This is a genomic window from Corynebacterium sp. KPL1986 (genome assembly GCF_000477975.1).
In the GTDB taxonomy this organism is placed as follows: Bacteria; Actinomycetota; Actinomycetes; order Mycobacteriales; family Mycobacteriaceae; genus Corynebacterium; species Corynebacterium accolens.
Window position 1 is genome coordinate 1,592,256 of sequence record NZ_KI515719.1, and the last position, 17,743, is coordinate 1,609,998.

The 17,743-nt window shown below is 55.8% G+C and carries 6 protein-coding genes and 1 pseudogene; all 7 read left to right on the forward strand.

Annotated elements, in window-relative coordinates:
• Positions 1 to 75 precede the first annotated feature (75 nt).
• A pseudogene (locus HMPREF1287_RS12840) lies at positions 76 to 267 on the forward strand (NAD-dependent epimerase/dehydratase family protein); the annotation flags it as partial.
• 291 nt (positions 268 to 558) lie between these two features.
• Positions 559 to 1,158, forward strand: coding sequence for a hypothetical protein (locus HMPREF1287_RS12715; protein WP_232218841.1), 600 nt, complete (start codon positions 559 to 561; stop codon positions 1,156 to 1,158).
• 42 nt (positions 1,159 to 1,200) lie between these two features.
• Positions 1,201 to 2,346, forward strand: coding sequence for a Gfo/Idh/MocA family oxidoreductase (locus HMPREF1287_RS07345; protein WP_014303371.1), 1,146 nt, complete (start codon positions 1,201 to 1,203; stop codon positions 2,344 to 2,346).
• The gene (locus tag HMPREF1287_RS07350) at positions 2,328 to 7,862 is read left to right on the forward strand and encodes a non-ribosomal peptide synthetase (RefSeq protein ID WP_023018087.1); all 5,535 of its coding nucleotides are present in this window, start codon (positions 2,328 to 2,330) and stop codon (positions 7,860 to 7,862) included. Before HMPREF1287_RS07345 ends, HMPREF1287_RS07350 begins: the two co-directional genes overlap by 19 nt.
• Complete coding sequence (locus HMPREF1287_RS07355) at positions 7,855 to 8,463, forward strand: VOC family protein (RefSeq protein WP_014303369.1); 609 nt, start codon at positions 7,855 to 7,857, stop codon at positions 8,461 to 8,463. The genes HMPREF1287_RS07350 and HMPREF1287_RS07355 overlap by 8 nt, the downstream gene beginning before the upstream one ends.
• Positions 8,460 to 10,091: an AMP-binding protein gene (locus HMPREF1287_RS07360; protein WP_023018088.1), complete on the forward strand. Its 1,632-nt coding sequence runs from the start codon at positions 8,460 to 8,462 to the stop codon at positions 10,089 to 10,091. Before HMPREF1287_RS07355 ends, HMPREF1287_RS07360 begins: the two co-directional genes overlap by 4 nt.
• Before the next feature lie 12 nt (positions 10,092 to 10,103).
• Positions 10,104 to 17,675, forward strand: coding sequence for a non-ribosomal peptide synthetase (locus HMPREF1287_RS07365; protein ID WP_023018089.1), 7,572 nt, complete (start codon positions 10,104 to 10,106; stop codon positions 17,673 to 17,675).
• Positions 17,676 to 17,743: the final 68 nt, after the last annotated feature.

The following is a 17,743-nucleotide window of genomic DNA, read 5'->3' on the forward strand; positions in this document are numbered from 1 at the left end:
AAACAGGCGCTATCTGGCGTTATGTGCTCGCTAAGAAAAGGACATTGAGTGGTTCGCACAGGAGAGACGGCAAGAGTGGGGGTTCTCGGTTCGCATGGCGAAGTAGGCCGCCAAGTAGCCGCACTGTTGCGCGCTAGCGGACATATGGTGAACTGCGGGAATCGGTCTCACCACACATCAGATGAGCGCACCGCTATCGTTGACGCTCACGACGAGGAATCTGTCAACAAATTTTCCCGTGACCTTGATGTCGTCGTCAACTGCGCCGGACCGTCATGTCTTCTCAAGACCTCAGTAGCGTCGGCACTACCAGACTCAGTGGGCTATATAGACCCGTTCGGAGCCAACTCATTCGACAACTATCCCACCAACCGTCCGTGCGTGGTCAACGCCGGCGCTACCCCCGGTCTCAGCGGTCTATTACTACGCCACCTGGCGGGCCTAATCGACGACTGTCAATCGGTAACTCTCTGCACTGGTGGACGCGACCGGGGCGGGCTGTCGGGTCTGGTCGATGTGGTGCTAAGTACCCACAACTCCTACGGACATCCTGGGAAGATGATTGTCGACGGCGACCTCGTGGCTTACCAACCTGGGAGCATCCACGCTGAAGATCTGGAACCTTTCCCAAGCGATGACGGACTCATAGCAAGCCCGTTCGTCACCAACGAGCTACGCAAGGTGGCCCAAGATTTCTCTATTCCGCGCCTCATAGGGGTCACGGCCATACCGGACCGGGACACCCAGCAGTTACTTTTACGTGCGCTCTCACAAACCGACATATCAGACCCAACCACGCTCATGAATTTGTGCGCAGACATAGCTGCAGCGAAGACCAAACTCGATGCCGGAAAGAACCACTGGTTTGCCATCCAAGCCACTGTCCACGGCACCCTACGGGGCCGCCCTGTTCGCGTCTCAGGCAGTGTCCACGCACCGGACTCCACCTTCATCACCGCTCTTTTTGTTGCGGAAGCGACAAAAAGCGTTATCCGCGACGAACTACTAACCGGGCCGAAATGGGGCTATGAGCTGCCGGCCCCTCAAACTGTCCTCTCGTCACTGGCCTCTTACAACGTCGACATTAAAATCGTCGGCCCTACAGCAACTACCGACGCACCTCAATGGAGTGATGACGACGATGCAGGCTTCATTTAAAAACCCCGGTATTTCGGCTCAGAACCTAGAAAGGCCCGTCGCATGAACACTGTACGCGTCGTCGTATGCGGCACAACATTTGGCCGTATATACATCAACGGGATAAAAAAGCTTGCGGATAAATTTTCGCTGGTAGCAATCCTATCTCAGGGCAGCGAACAGTCGCGCCGGCTGGCAGAGCAGCTAGGCGTACCTCTGTGTACCAAGATCGAAGATCTCCCCGCTTTTGATCTTGCCTGTGTGGTGGTCAGATCTAGCGTCGTTGGCGGTTCCGGCACGCAGCTCGCCCTAGAGTTTTTAAGCCGTGGCAAGCATGTAGTGATGGAGCACCCGATCCACAAGAAAGACTCTGTAGATTGCTACCGGATGGCAGCGAAAAATAACGTGCAGTTCAAGCTCAACACCTTCTACCGCTGGAATCCAACCATATCCCGGTACTTGGAAATCGCAACAACACTAACCAGGCAGTTCAAAATCATCCACATAGACGCCGAATGTAGCATTCACTTTCTATTCTCAACGCTCGATATCATCGGAAGGATTACCGGCGGTTTTACCCCATGGAGCTTTGATGACGACACCCAAGTTACCGGAATATTCACTACGCTCACCGGTTCGATACGCAAAACCCCGCTCTGCTTGCGCGTGGTTAATCACAACGACCCAGAAAAGCCAGACGATTTCGCTCACGTGGGGCATCGAATAACTGTTTTCACGCACGCCGGAAATCTGGTGCTCACCGAGACTGACGGAACCATCATCTGGCACCCAAACACCCCAATCCCACGAGATCAAGCTGGCTTGCTAAGCACTGCTGCCGATGATCGTTTGAGCACTCTACAGTTGCATGAGAATCTCCTTATCGAGCCGTGCGTTACCCGTGTCGCCCTCTACGACCATACCTGGCCTGCAGGCATTGCGGAGTTTCTGAACGAAGTATATGACAAGTTGGCGTGCTCCAAGAACGAAGCGCAAGAAGCCGAATACCTCCTGGCATTGTGCGCAGTCTGGGCGCGCACCGGACAATTACTGGGTCCCACATGTACCGTCCAAGCAGCTATGCATGCCGAACCACTCAGTCTCGAGAGTCTGATGTGGCCGCTGGGGGAGTCTCATACCTCCCCCATTGAGCGAAACAACCCCAACCACCGGAACACAGGAGAGATAACATGGATGTCACAGCGCTGATTAACGACCTTGAATCCCGCGGTATAGCGCTATGGGTGAACGGCGATCGACTCAACTACCGTTCACCCAAGGGTTCCTTGCGCGAGGAAGACCTCGCGGCCTTAAGGTCAAATAAGGAAAAGGTTTTGGCATGGTTGCGTGAGCGGGAGGCCGTTCCGCATGATGAGCAAGCACGGTTCGCCCCCTTCCCCATGACCGATATTCAGCGCGCATACGCAACCGGTCAGAACGAAGGCTATGATCTGGGTGGCACCGGGTGCCACAGCTACGCCGAAATACGAACGGAACGCCTTGATCGCAGCCGCCTTGAACAGGCCTGGCACGAACTCATCCAGCGCCATGACATGCTCTCTGCAGTGGTCGTTCCACCGGATTCGCTGCAGGTGGTTAAATCTCGCAGTTTGCCGGTGCTACAAGCTGTAGACCTCGCGGGCCACAACCCAGATGTCCCGGACGCCGAGTATCTTCGTCACCGCGCAAAATTGGAAAACCGTAGCTACCCGTTGGGCACCTGGCCACTGCACGAATTCCAGCTTTTGCAATTTGACGAATGCAGCATCCTACAGTTTTCGGTGGACATGATCATCGCCGACTTTGTAAGCGTGAGGGTGATGGTCGAGGAACTTCTAACTCTCTACGCAGGTAACGTTCTACCGGAACTAGAGGACACCACGTTTCGGGATATAATCACCTCCCGTAACCACCACAGCCAGAGTGCCGCTGGCTTCGCTGCACGCACCAATGCAAAAAAGTACTGGTCCGAGATCATCCCCTCGTTGTCCGGCAAACCCTTACTGCCGACGCTGACCTCAGCCGATCGCACATCCGAAATGCCGGTGCGTTTCACCCGGCGTACCTGGCGATGCTCGCCAGCAGCATGGTCAAAGCTCACCGACGCAGCAAGCACTCACGGCGTCACTCCTTCGGCGACGCTACTTACCGCCTACGCCGATGTACTGCGCCGTTGGTCCTCCACAAGTGACTTTTGCGTCAATGTCACTTCGATGAACCGAGATTCTGCCATTGCCGGAATCAACCGTATTATCGGAGACTTTACCGAGATGACCCTACATGCTTGCCATCCGCACACTGGAACCTTTAGTGAGCGCGTGCACGCAACCCAGGAGCAGCTATCCGAAGAGCTATCACACGCTGCGTATTCCGGGGTTGACGTGTTGCGCGATATAGCCCGCACTACCGGGCAGCCCGCGGTAATCCCGGTAGTATTCACCAGCGCGTTGGGTGCAGACACACCGCACAACAATGGTCCGGCCTACAACCTTGTCTCCGGCGTAAGCCGAACGCCGCAGGTATGGATTGACTGTCAGGCATTCCAGGACGGAGGCTCTTGCAACGTCAACTGGGACGTGCGAGAGGACGTCTTTGAACCGGCGTTGATCGACGACATGTGGGAGTCATTTACCGACCTACTCGATCGCCTGGTCGACGACGGTTCGGCGTGGCAGGAAACTGATTCAGTCCACTTGCCCGATAAGACGATCGCCATCCGTAACCGCATTCACAAAACCCACGTACAGCAGACCACCCGATGCCTCCACGACGGGTTTTGGGATAACGTCCAGCAGCACCCACACCAGCCAGCGCTGGTGTGTGGCGGAAAAACCTACAGCTACCAACATCTGGCTGGCTACGTCGGGGCATTACAGCATGAGCTCTCTGATGTCGGTCCCGGAGATTACATTGCCATCGTCCTAGGTAACGGAGTATGGCAAATAGCTGCCGCTGTTGCCGTGGTATCAACTGGTGCAGCCTACGTGCCGATCGATCACGAGCAACCCGCAATCCGCCAACGTTCAATGATAGAAGCGTGTCGTCCTGCCAACGTCATCACTAATTCTCATTTCTCCGAAGAAAATACCGATATCTCCAACATCAACGTCGATACTCTCAGCCCGATACAGTACAGTGGCACCATAGCCTCACCGGTTTCCCCCACCGAAACCGCCTACATCATCTTCACCTCAGGCAGCACCGGAATTCCAAAAGGTGTTGTCGTTACGCACTCGGCTGCAATGAACACCATAGATAGCGTGAACAATCTCCTCGGCCGAAATAAAAGACGCACGGTATTGGGGGTATCGAAGTTATCCTTTGACTTATCCGTGTATGACATCTTCGGTACCTTCGCAAGCGGTGGCACTTTGGTCCTGCCGTTAGACGAGGAATCGCGAAACCCCAGCAAATGGATCGATTTCCTTGTTGATAACAACGTCGATACCTGGAACTCTGTTCCTGCACTGTTCCAAATGCTTGTGCGAGAGGTAGAGGTGACCCGTCACCCGAACATCCTCAGCCTAGACCTGGTTATGCTGTCCGGAGACAGGATCCCGGGCACTCTCCCAGCGCATGCTGCACCCCACTTCCCTAATGCTGAACTCATCAGCCTCGGCGGCGCCACGGAGGGCGGAATATGGTCGATTTTCCACCCGATGACCTGTCACACAAATGAAACTAGCATACCATATGGTACCGCGTTACCCAACCAAGGAATGTGGGTGCTCGACGAGGCCTGCAATGAGTGTCCGGACTGGGTGCGAGGGCAAATCCATATTTCCGGGGAAAGCCTAGCCACCGGTTACCTCAACGATCCAACCTCCACAGCAGAGAAATTTTTCTTTTCCGAAAAGCATGGCACACGTATGTACGCTACCGGGGATATAGGAAGCTACCGCCCAGACGGCGTAATCGAGTTTCACGGCCGTCGGGACAATCAACTAAAAATCAACGGCTATCGAGTGGAAACCGGCGAGATAGAAGGAGTCCTCGAATCCAACGACTTCGTCGAACGCGCTATAGTACTCGCCCAGGAAACCAGTGACCCAATTAAACTACATGCTTTCGTCACTGATGCACAGAGCGACAAAGATGAGCTCAAGGATGCTGGGCAAATCAGAAACTCGGAGCTCCGTACAATGCTTGAGCAGCGCTGGACACCTGCAGATACGAGCCTTGACACGGGAATATTTGCCACATGGATGCGGCTGGGAAACGAAGCCGCGATGGCTGCTTTGCTCGCGGCTTTCCAACAAGCCGGTGTTTTCCTCGTTGCAGGAAAACACCACACTCTTACGGAAATCACCGCGGCGATCCATCCCTCCGAAGAGTATCGCGAACTCATAACCCGTTGGCTCAATATTCTGACTGGAGAAGGCTTAGCCACTAAGGATGATGAGGGTTGGACTGTCAGCCAACAGACCCTGGACTTCTTCGTGTTCGGAGAGGCCTGGGATCAGTTCGGCGACATGGAAGCGGAAATCAATAACAGTAAGGAATTATTCAATTACCAACGGCACGCAGCTGAGGCGCTTCTTTCCCAGTTGCGCGGAGAGATCAGTCCCACCGAGGTGTTCTTCCCGGAGGGAGATACCCATAACGCCCGCACCATTTACGGCGAAAACCGCATTAGCAAGGCGATGAATGCTGCGGCCGCAGAGGCAGTGATCGGCATTGCCGAGCACCACGCTGATCATCCGGTAAGGATCCTCGAGGTCGGCGCTGGCATAGGTGCTACGACGGAAAAAATTGTTAGCCGACTCCCCGAGAACGTAATCGAATACCGCTTCACCGATATTTCGACATTCTTCCTACATAAAGCCCAAAAAATGTTCGCGCATTGTGGTGCCATGACCTATGGCCTGTTTGATATGAACTCAGACTGCACATCGCAAGATGTAGAGTTCGGCGGTTACGACATCATTTTGTGCGCCAACGTACTGCATAATTCAGTAAATATCGAGGAGTCATTCACCCGCTTAAAGCAGCTGCGCCGCCCCGGGGGCGTGATCGTCATAGTAGAGCCGATCACTGAACTTTACGCAGCCCTTATCTCGGTGTCCATCAAGATGAATCTGGTTGATTTCACGGACCACCGTGCGGAATCACACAAGGTGTTCATCGAGGACGCGCAGTGGGATCAGGTCTTCAGGGATACCCAGATGCACCGCATCGCGGAGTACCCAAACACTAGTGACCCGTTGCGCGAATGCGGGCAACGACTCATCATCGTTGGTGCCGATGACGACGATGTCCCCACGCTCAACAGTGAAGACATTCTGGGCTACCTGCGTGCTCACCTACCGGGTTACATGGTTCCGGCTTCCGTCAATGTACTACCGGAATTGCCGTTAACCTCAAATGGCAAGGTAGACCGCAAGGCCCTAGCGCAACTCTGCTTAGAACCGGTGGGAAGCCCCAACAACCGGATCGATCCTCCACGCAACGAAACGGAAGAGCAGATAGCGACTATCTGGCGCGATGTCCTCGACACCACGGAGGTTGGGCGCAATGATGACTTCTATGCGCTTGGGGGTGACTCACTGCTCATGGCCGAAACGGTAACCCGGCTCCGCCAAGAAATACCTGGCCTACAGCAGCACACGTGGGACGCCCTTATGCGTGGCGTACTCAAGGTGCCAACCATCGCAGGCATTTCCGCGCTAGCACAGGCTGCAGGAAGTAGCTGTCAACCCGAAGCATTAAAAGCCGTTAATTCTGCTAATCATACCTCCCCTGAACTGACTGCTCTGTCTACTGTAGCCAGTGGCTCTCCAACTGGGTCTTCAAATCTGCATGTATACCGATTGCCGAAGGACGCAACGTTCTGCCGCGTGATGATCCACGCTGGCACTGGCCGCCTGAAGGACTACGAGTTCTTGATGCCCGAACTGCTTCAACGCCAGCCAGAGATTGCCCACGTTGGTTTTACCGCTGGTGACGCAGATCGATTCCTGGACTACACAACCCGTACGCTGATCAGGGATCTGGCCCAGAGCTACGCCCAGGAACTTGATGAGTTGGATATGGAATCTTATCAGTTGGTCGGCTACTGCATTGGCGGTATGTTAGCGCTGGAGACCGCGAAGGCGCTCACCGAACTCGGCCGCGACGTGCGCCAGGTAACTTGCATCAGCACCCACCAGTGCCCGCACCGGGTCACTAATGAACTGCTGTGTGAGCTCGCCTATGGGTGCATTTTCAACGCTGACCTAAGTGCAATGGGGGCGAACTTCGACCTCAAAACCCTCGCAGCAGCCCTGGAGCACACCCGTGATGGCATCAACCGCAATATCAGTGACGAAGAACTGTGTACCCTTGAAGGCCCATACGCAGATATCGGGGAATTCTTCCAAAAGATGGCGGTGTTGAGTCCCAGGGCGCGCCGCAAACTCATCTACCGAAGCATCCGTGAATTCGACACAGACTCCGAGTCCACTCGCGGGATGCTGGACATCCTATACGATGTCTTCCGGCATTCGTTACTCGGAACCATCGACTACGTCCCCGATGTCTATTTCGGTGATGTAGTCGTACTGCAGCCTACCGAAGGTGTAACTGGTTTTTACCCGAGCCTAGGCGGAGACATCGATTGGCCAGCGACCGTGCTCGGCAACCTGCAGATACATGCCGTGGCCGGTTCTCATGCCACCTGCCTGCTACAGGAGAACGTACCCTCACTACTTCCGTTCTTCACGGAGAGGGAACAACGAAATGGCTAATGTGGGACACATTATCTATAAAGCAGACGACCTAGAGAACTCAATTAATTACTTCCGTTCGCGCGGCTTTGACGTTGAACCAGGACAACAGAAAAACGCTGCAAGCGCGCTTATTTATTTCTGCGAGGGTCCCTACCTGGAGATACGAGAGCGAGCCGACGTACCACCGTTTTTCCGCCAACTTTTACACCTTACTGGCAATGGAAAATTCGTCGACTCCTATGACAGATTCGCCACCATGTCACAGGGGTACTCACGGGTGGTACTGGAGGCGCAGCGCAAGGAATTTGACCACATAAAGGAGATTTTTGATTCTCATCAAACCAAGAGCCTGACAATCCCGTTCTCCCGCAAGGATCCCGCTGGCAGACGGCTCGCCTGCTGGTGTCTGTCACCCGACGACTGGGCGATCCCGCTTTTCGTGACCCCCTTTGCCATTGATACCCATCGCAGCACCCCGCATCCTAACGGGATTACCCACATAACCGACATCGATTTTGCGGCCAGTGAGAAGACATTAAGCATTTGTAAGCACGTTGGTGTCGACGGCGGCCTCACCTGCCGTTCCGGCACAGGCACGATTGATTTGGAGTTTGCATGAGAGGGCGCGATATCGACCGCAACAGTGTGTTGAAGCATTACGAAGGCACCGGCCACCTGGCCCGAAAAAGCCTGTGCCAGGAACTGTTCGAATCATCCGAGATTTATTCGGACCATGTAGCTGTCATCGCTGACGACGCACACCTGACCTACGCACAACTCGAGCAATCACTTTGTGTGTTCACCGAGGAGCTACGAGAAAGCGGCCTCTCGCCAGGAGACCACGTGCTACTGCAACTGCCAAACACCGCAGCGTATGTGGTGACTCTGCTTGCGCTGATGCGCGTGGGTGCTATCCCAACCCTGCTGCTTCCCGCGCATAGAGAGGCCGAAGTTGCAGCGTTGTGTGAGTCTTTACACCCAGTTGCTTATATCGGTGGCCGCGACCATCTCGGTTTTGACACCGTAGCCATGGTAGAGGCTATGGGACCCGGCGAGCTCGGACTCAAAGAACTGTGGGCCGATAACGGACCCACGCACGACAAGGAGTCCTCGTACCGAGTTCTGCCAGGTCTCTTCACTGCCCCGATTTCTACCAAATGTTCTCCGCCTACTAAGTGGCCGGATCCACGCAGCGTTGCGCTGAATCTTTTGTCTGGCGGAACCACGAACATGCCAAAAATAATTCCCCGGGTACATGAGGCGTATGCATATAACACCCGTGCGGCGGCACAGTGCTGCGGCGTCGGGCCAGATACGGTATACTTGGCGGTTCTATCTACCTCTCATGATTTCGCCTTAGCTCAGCCCGGGATTCTGGGCACCTTGCTTTCGGGCGGCACTGTGGTTCTGTGCACCAGCGCAGCCTTCGATGAGGCGTTTCCGGCCATTGCGACCCACGGGGTCACGCTGACTGCACTAGTTCCTGCGGTAGCCCAGGTGTGGGTGGAGGCCGCAGAGTGGTTTCCCGCAGATTTCTCTTCCTTGGAGCGAATTATCATTGGCGCAGCGGCGCTTAACGACGGCTTAGGTGAGGCAATACAGGATCGTTTCGGTGTGCGTATCCACCAGGGTTATGGCATGGGTGAAGGCATCACTACGTTCACGCGTAATGATGACCCTCCAGCGGTGATTCTTGGCACGCAAGGTCGTCCCATCTCTGATGCTGACGAGTTGGTAATCGATGGCCCGGGAGGCGAGCCGGGAGAGATACTAGAAAAGGGCCCTTATACTTTCTTCGGCTACGAAGGAAACCGCGATACCCCGGACTGTTTCACCGAGGATGGTTTCTTCCGCACCGGTGACCGTGGCTACCTTACCGAGGACGGCAACCTGGTGCTGTGCGGGCGCGTGGTTGAACAGATCAATCGCCTGGGCGAAAACGTCTCCCCTTCTGAGGTCGAGACACTCTTGTCTGGAACTCCAGGCATTAGTGCTGCAGCCGTCTTCCCAATGCCAGATAGAGCACTGGGAGAGCGCACCGTTGCAGCCATCGTCGCCCAACCAGGCGTTAACCGCTCCGCCATTCTGGATGATTTCCTCACCCGAGGCGTAGCCCGATACAAGGTGCCGGACCAGGTGATCACTGTCGACGAAATTCCACTGATCAACATAGGCAAGGTCGACAAGAAAAAGCTGCGTGCTCTCGCGGCAGCGCAATTTACTGACCGTGAATCCGAACAAAGCTGAGAGGACAAGACCATGATCAAAGAGGAACAAATTCGCGAAGAACTCCTCGCCTCGCTCCACCAGATCCTCGGCGAAGATGCCGAAATCGGCATCGACGACAACCTGCTCTCCCACGGCCTGGAGTCACTTCCAACAGTCCGTCTGCTCGCTGATTGGATGAAACAGGGACACCGCGTCTCCTTTGGAGATTTCATGCGCGCCCCAACGGTAAGGCAGTGGGCGAAGATGCTTGTAGAATCCACACCAAACCACAGCACTGACGCCATTGAGTCCCCCAAAGATGGGTTTGCCGCTCCCATCGACGATTCCGTACCCTTTGACCTCACAGATGTCCAATACGCCTATTGGATTGGCCGCAATTCCTCGCAGCAACTGGGCGGGGTGGGCACCCACGGCTACGTAGAGGTCGAATCCCGCAGTATCAATATCGACCGATTGCAACAAAGCTGGCTGACGCTGCTACGTTCCCACCCGATGTTGCGCGCCTGCTACACCGAAGATGGCAAGCAATATGTGCTGCCAGAGCCGCCCCACCCCACCATCCTCGTTCATGACCTCACCAAGATGGACGAGTCCACGCGCGAAGAAGCTCTGCTATCCACGCGCGAACGCCTTTCGCACCGACTGTTGGACATAGCTACCGGCCATGTGGTATCTTTAGAAGTCAGCCTCCTCCCTCAGGATGTAGCAGTTATTCACTTCGATATCGACCTGCTTGTGTGCGATGTGCAGAGTTTCCAAATTATCTTGCACGACCTCGCCCACCATTACGCCACCGGTGAAGCCCCCGACGCCGACCCGTCGTGGAGTTTCGCTCGCTACCTCGCTGGACACGCTCGCGAAGGCGTCGCCGATATCGACCGTGACCAGGCATACTGGCGCAATCGCCTCTCCGAGTTGCCGGGTGCCCCAACCTTGCCGATGAGCCACGGCACCAACGAGGAACAAGCACACCGGTTTGTACGCCGCAGTCGATCATTCGATTCGGCAACTTGGTCGCGCTTGCGTGAGGTGTGTGAACACCACGCTACTACCCCAGCAATGGTGTTGCTGACCGCCTACGCCCGCACCATCGGCCAATGGAGCGAGAATAAAAAATTCCTCATGGCCGTACCTCTGTTCAACCGCGGTTCAGACACAGCGATAAAGAATGTCGTCGCAGACTTTACCGCCCTGACACTCACCAGTATCGATCAGTCCACACGCCGCACTTTCAGCGAGGACCTCAAGGATATACAGGCCTCTTTCTATGAGGATTCGTCACATTCACAGTATTCGGCGGTGCGGGTGCTGCGAGACCTACGTGCTTCCAGAGGTGAGCAAGTTTTGGCTCCCGTGGTGTTCTCCTGCAACCTGGGAGACCCACTGGTTGGCCAAGAGTTTATAGATACCTTCGGAGAGATTAGCTACATGATCTCCCAGACCCCCCAGGTGTGGATTGACCTCCAAGTCTTCACCACCGTCAACGGCTTCCTAATCGTCTGCGACGCAGTTGAACAGTTGTTCCCCGAGAAGATGCTGGACGATCTCTTCGCCACCCTAGTGATGGAGATTGACAAGGCAATCACCGACGATCTCTCGCATTCAGACCCGGTAGAGAGCCCAGGAGCGCAGGCCCGTCGAGCGTCACGTGCCGAAGTTGCCTCTTGGCGGCTGCCTGACACCACCCTTGTCGATGAGGTGATTGCCGCTGCACGGTGCCACCCCCAGGCCACGGCCATTCGCAGTGCAAGCGGCGACGTTATTACCTACCAAGATTTGGAAGAGCAAGCCACCACCATCGCCTCTGCTTTGGTGAATTCCGGGGTTGGGCGAGGCGCTTTGATTGCAGTGATGGTGGAGCGTGGTCCTCGCCAGATTATTGGTGCGCTAGCCGCGATGATGGCGGGCGGAGCATATGTACCGGTGAGTCTACAGCAACCGGAATCTCGTATTGCCGCTCTCTTGGGGGCAAGCCAAGTAACGCATCTGATTACTGACCGACCCGATAAGGTTCTGAGCGAAACTGCAGTTCAGGTAGTAGATTTCACGAGCGCTACCGGCACAGCCAATCTTCCGCAGCTGCATCCACAAGACCCAGCCTATGTAATCTACACCTCTGGGACCACTGGAACACCAAAAGGAGTCGAGATTTGCCACGGTGCTGCATGGAACACCATTAGCGAGATCAACCGTCGCCTGGGCGTTGGTCCGACAGACCGCCTACTAAGCGTATCTTCCTTTGATTTCGATCTCTCGGTGTACGACGCCTTCGGGCTCCTTTCTGCTGGCGGCGAACTGGTAACCATCCCAGATGATGCGCGCCGCGACGCCAAGAAGTGGGTATCGCTGGTGGATAGTTTAGGCATAACTATCTGGAATTCGGTGCCTACTTTGTTTGAGATGCTTTTATCTGCGGCTGATCGGACACCGGGCAAGCTCAGCAGCATACGCCATGTTCTGCTATCTGGCGACTGGATTGATACCAGCCTGCCTGAGCGCATGCGCACGGTTACCCCGCAGGCACACCTATTAGCTATGGGCGGTGCGACGGAGGCATCTATCTGGTCCAATGGTCTCGACCTCGATGTAGTGTCACCCGAGTGGACCTCAATTCCCTATGGTCGGCCGCTTGCCAAACAGATGTACCGGGTGGTGTCCAGCAATGGCCAGGACTGTCCCGATTATTCTGTGGGGGAGCTGTGGATTGGCGGCCTGGGCGTAGCTACACAATATGTCGGCGACCCCGGACTCACCGAAACTAAGTTCGTAATCTCGGAGGACTCACGTTGGTACCGCACAGGCGATATGGGCCGGTTCTGGGCCGATGGGACGATCGAGTTTTTAGGCCGCTCGGATAACCAAGTCAAAGTTCGTGGCCACCGCATCGAACTCGGCGAGATCGAGTCCGCGTGTGAAGCGTTGCTGCCAATAGAGCGTGCCGTGTGTATCACGCACCAAGGTGCATCATCGTCACCATCTTTGGTTACGTTTGCTCAGTTCACACCGTCACATGTTGCCCGAACTACTCCGGAGCAGTTTGCGACGTCATTGCGCGCCAAAGTCAACGACGTGCTGACCGAGGGCGACATCCGCACGTCCGTCGAGCACGATGAGCATTTACAGACCGCATATGCCTTCTCAGTGATGCGACGCTGGGAGGAGCAACTCACCGGCGTGGGGACCCCAAACCACCTCCGCGAACACCGTAATCGCTGGCAGACATGGCTAGGCAAAGCAGATGAACACCCGGCTACCGCAGACTTGCTTCTAGACGACGAGTCGTTCGGCGCGTTAGAGCGTTTTGTCACCCCCTTCGAGCAAGCCTTCGTAATGGCGGAGAAGCAGCGCAGTATCGCTGAGTTCATCCAAAGCCCAGATTCGATGTCGGTGGAGCAATTCCTCGCAACCCGTCCGTTGGGTCGGTTGGTTCACCGGGTCCTCGGCGCGGTTGTGCGTGAATGCAGTACCCACGCAACCAGCGAGCTCAAGATTCTTGAGATCGGGTCACGCCGGCCCGAGGCCTCTGCGGACTACGCGGCTATCGCGGGGACGAGCGCATACGTGCTCGCTGATCCCTATCGTCATCACCTCGAACATGCCGGACAACGTGTTGGTAACACCTTCACGTACCGCCAGCTCGGAGTCACTAGCACGCCCCAACCGACTCCTGGGGAGGCAGTGACGAAGGCGGACTTGGTGCTGTGCAACCAGACGCTGCACCAGAGCGAGGACATCGAGAAAACGCTCTGTGAGGCCTGGGGCCTCAGCGCCCCTGGAGCAACGATGGTGGTGGTAGAGCCCACTGCCCCCTCCCCGATGTCCGATATCACCGCCGCATTTATTGCCAACAATACCACGGACGCTCGGGCCGAAACCGGTACAGTACTACTCAGCGCCCGCAGCTGGAAAGAAATCCTGCAGCGCACTGGGTGGAAACCTGTAGAGCATGTAGAGATCACTAAAACGACGGCGCTTATCATCGCCGAACGCGCTAGTTCCAACGAATCGGTCACACTATGCGATTCTGACTATGCCAAGGCTACAAACCTACTGGCCACCCGCCTTCCGGAGTACATGCTACCGAAACGCATCCTGGAGCTAGCGAAGTTTCCACTCACCAGCAACGGCAAGATTGACCGCAAAGCGCTCACAGCATTAGTGCCGGAATACTTCGACAACGAGCCCGCTGTCACCGAACTTCCGCACACCGCCACCGAGAAACGGCTCATCGATATCTGGGATGAGCTGCTGCACACCAGCTCCAACGTGAACTCAGACTACTTTCGCTTGGGTGGTGATTCTCTCACAGCAACACGCCTGCGCCGTACCATCGAACAGTGTTTTGGCGTGGAATTTCCGTTAGAGAATATCTTTGACGTTCCGTTGCTGCGCGACATGGCCGCCCGAATTGACCAGATAGCCGAAGTCCCCCACCAGCAGTCGGATCTTCCCAAGATTGTTCACGGGTCTGAACAGTACGCTCCGTTCCCGCTGACTGAGGTGCAGCAGTCCTATCTCATCGGCAGCTCTGGAGCCATCGAACTCGGCGACGTTTCCAGCCACTGTTACTTTGAAATGTCCACTGCCTGCCTAGACCCGGAGCGAGTGGAAGACGCGTTCAATGCCCTGATTAAACGCCATCCCATGCTGCGCACCGTCGTGTGTGAGGACGGATTGAGTCAGCGTGTGTTGCCCGAAGTACCACGCTACCGCATTGCCCTCATTCGCTCCGGCAACGCCGACAATGAGGATACTCTCGATGAAATCCGAGAGGAAATGTCCCGCCAGAAGTTTGATCCCACTCAGTGGCCATGCTTTGACGTGCGCTACGTAGCCGAGCCCGACGCGGGTCGACTGCTTTTAAGTTTCGATAACTTGTTTATCGACGGCTGGAGCATGTTCCACATTTTCCGTGAGTGGAAGCAGGCCTACGACCACGGCGTAGACAGTCTCGATCCGGCAATCCCCTATTCATTTAAAGACTATGTCGAAGCCACGATTGAACTGTCACACAGCGACATCCATAAGCGTGACCAAGCCTATTGGGAATCGGCAGTGGATACTATTTATCCTGCACCGCAGTTGCCGGTGACCGACACAAACGGCGCTAATACCTCGCAGTTTTGCCGCCACCACGCCCTGGTGGACGCTGCGAAGTGGCGCCGGATTAAGCAACGGGTACGTGAGGAGGGGATGACCGAAGCCGTATTCCTAGCCGAGGTATACGCCGAAGTCCTAGCGAGGTACAGCGATGAGCCGCGACTTAGCATCAACCTGACCCGGTTCGACCGCACTCGGTTCGCCCCCGAGGTTGACCACATAGTTGGCGACTTCACCAGCCTATCTATTCTCAGCGTGGATACCCAGTGTGCACCATCGTTCCGGGACCGCGCTGCAGCGCTACACAGGCGCATGTTCAGCAATCTCGATCACGGCAGTGTCTCCGGCGTGTCGGTGCAGCGAATGCTTACTAAGCAACGCGGTGCTCGGGTAACCATGCCGGTGGTCTTCACGTGTGGCCTGGGCGTCGTGGAGCACCCCGAGTCAGATCAGAGTCCTTACCTGGGCGTAATCGATCATGGCCTATCGCAGACGCCACAGGTATGGATGGACCTCCAGGTCTATGAACACGATGGTGGCCTGATGCTGAATATGGACGCGGTCGAGGCGATCTTCCCCGACGACATGGTGGCGGAGCTTTTCACCAGCCTTACAGCCACTCTCTCGCACCTCGCAGAGTCCCCTGAACTCTGGAACGCGCCCACCAGTACCATAGCTCCGACGACCAACGCGCCCACCGCAGATCGAATCAACGACACAGACCGGGAACTCCCCGGAGCGGATAAGAGCCTACTGGGGCTGTATCAGAAGGGACTTGCCGAGCATGGTGACAACCTCGCGGTGATAGACGCCACCACGCAATGGACATACGAGCAACTCAATGAGCAGTCGGATAAGTGGGCCCAGCTTATTGCTGCAACTGACCCGGCGCCTGGTGATCTCGTTGGCATCATGATGGAAAAGTCCGCACAACAGATCGCAGCGGTACTAGGCGCAATGAAGGCCGGATGCGCCTACTTGCCGCTGAGCGTGGACCAACCGGTGGGGCGTAACACTTCCATCATCAACGATGCGGGTGCATCCATTGTTGCGATGGACCATCCGGACGATGATTTCGCTGCGTTAGCCGAGCACTGCACAGTCATCACTCTGGCCGATGTCGCCCGGCATCGGCCAGGTGACCAGGCCTTAAGCGAATCGAGTCCGACACCCAGCTCGCTTGCGTACGTCATCTACACGTCTGGTACGACGGGCACTCCCAAAGGAGTAGCCATCACCCACGAGTCGGCGGTCAATACGATTGTCGATGTCAACGAACGCCTCGGGGTGACTCCGACCGACCGGATATTGGGGATTTCAGAGCTAAACTTCGATCTATCGGTATACGACATCTTCGGGATGTTCGCGCGGGGTGCTACCTTGGTGTTGCCATCTCCAGCAGACAAACGTGATCCGCAGTGCTGGGCAGATGCCGTAACTACGCACTCGGTGACGCTGTGGAACTCTGTGCCAGCACTTTTTTCGATGTACGTGGAACACCTCCGCGAACGGAGCCTCATTGGTTCCTCCGTACGGTCGGCACTACTCAGCGGAGATTGGATACCTGTAAATATCGCTTACCAGGTCAGCACCCTCTTCCGGGACTGCACAGTTTTCGCTGCTGGGGGTGCTACCGAGGCATCGATATGGTCAAACTGGTACGAGGTAGGCGTCGATGATGCCTCGCGTACCAGCATTCCCTATGGAACGCCGCTGGCAAATCAGCGAATGTACATCCTCGATGAGGCCCTGAACCCCCGACCCACGCATGTGCCGGGAGACCTTTACATTGCCGGACGTGGCCTGGCCATGGGGTACTGGAAGGACCCAGAGAAGACCGCAGCATCATTCATCACCCACCCCCGCACCGGCGAACGAATGTACCGCACGGGCGACAAGGCCCTCTACAATCACCTTGGTCACATCATCTTCCTGGGGCGCGAGGACGGTCAGGTTAAGGTCAACGGCTACCGCATCGAACTCGGTGAGATCGAGTCAACAGCACGAAAATTCAACGAACTCCGCGATTGCGTCGCTGTCAACGACCATGGCATTGTTCTCTACGTTGTTACGCATGAGGGCTTTAACATGGCAGCACTCAATAACCACCTCGCCGAGTCTCTCCCTGCCTATATGCGTCCACGCGTGATATCACGCATTGATGGGCTACCACGGTCTTGGAACGGCAAGATTGATCGCAAGAGTTTAGAAGGAAAAACCTTTGAACAACCACAAACAAGGGAACGCTCTCGTAATCACCGAGATTCGGGTATCATTACCATCTTGCAAGAACTCCTCGGGCCCAAGGAGATCAGCATCGACGATGACTTCTTCACCATCGGTGCCGACTCGCTCACGGCCGTGCGGCTTACTAACTCGATTCGTCGAGAAATGTCAGTAGAGATCTCCATACGTGACGTATTCAACCATCCAACGGTCCGAGAATTGTCCGACCTGATCGCCGACATCGTCGGCAGCGACGTAGAAGAAGGCGAAATTTAGAGTTCATGCCACACCTGTTTCACTCACCTGACAAGCCACTTGCCCCCAACCCAGTGCTACGCACAAGC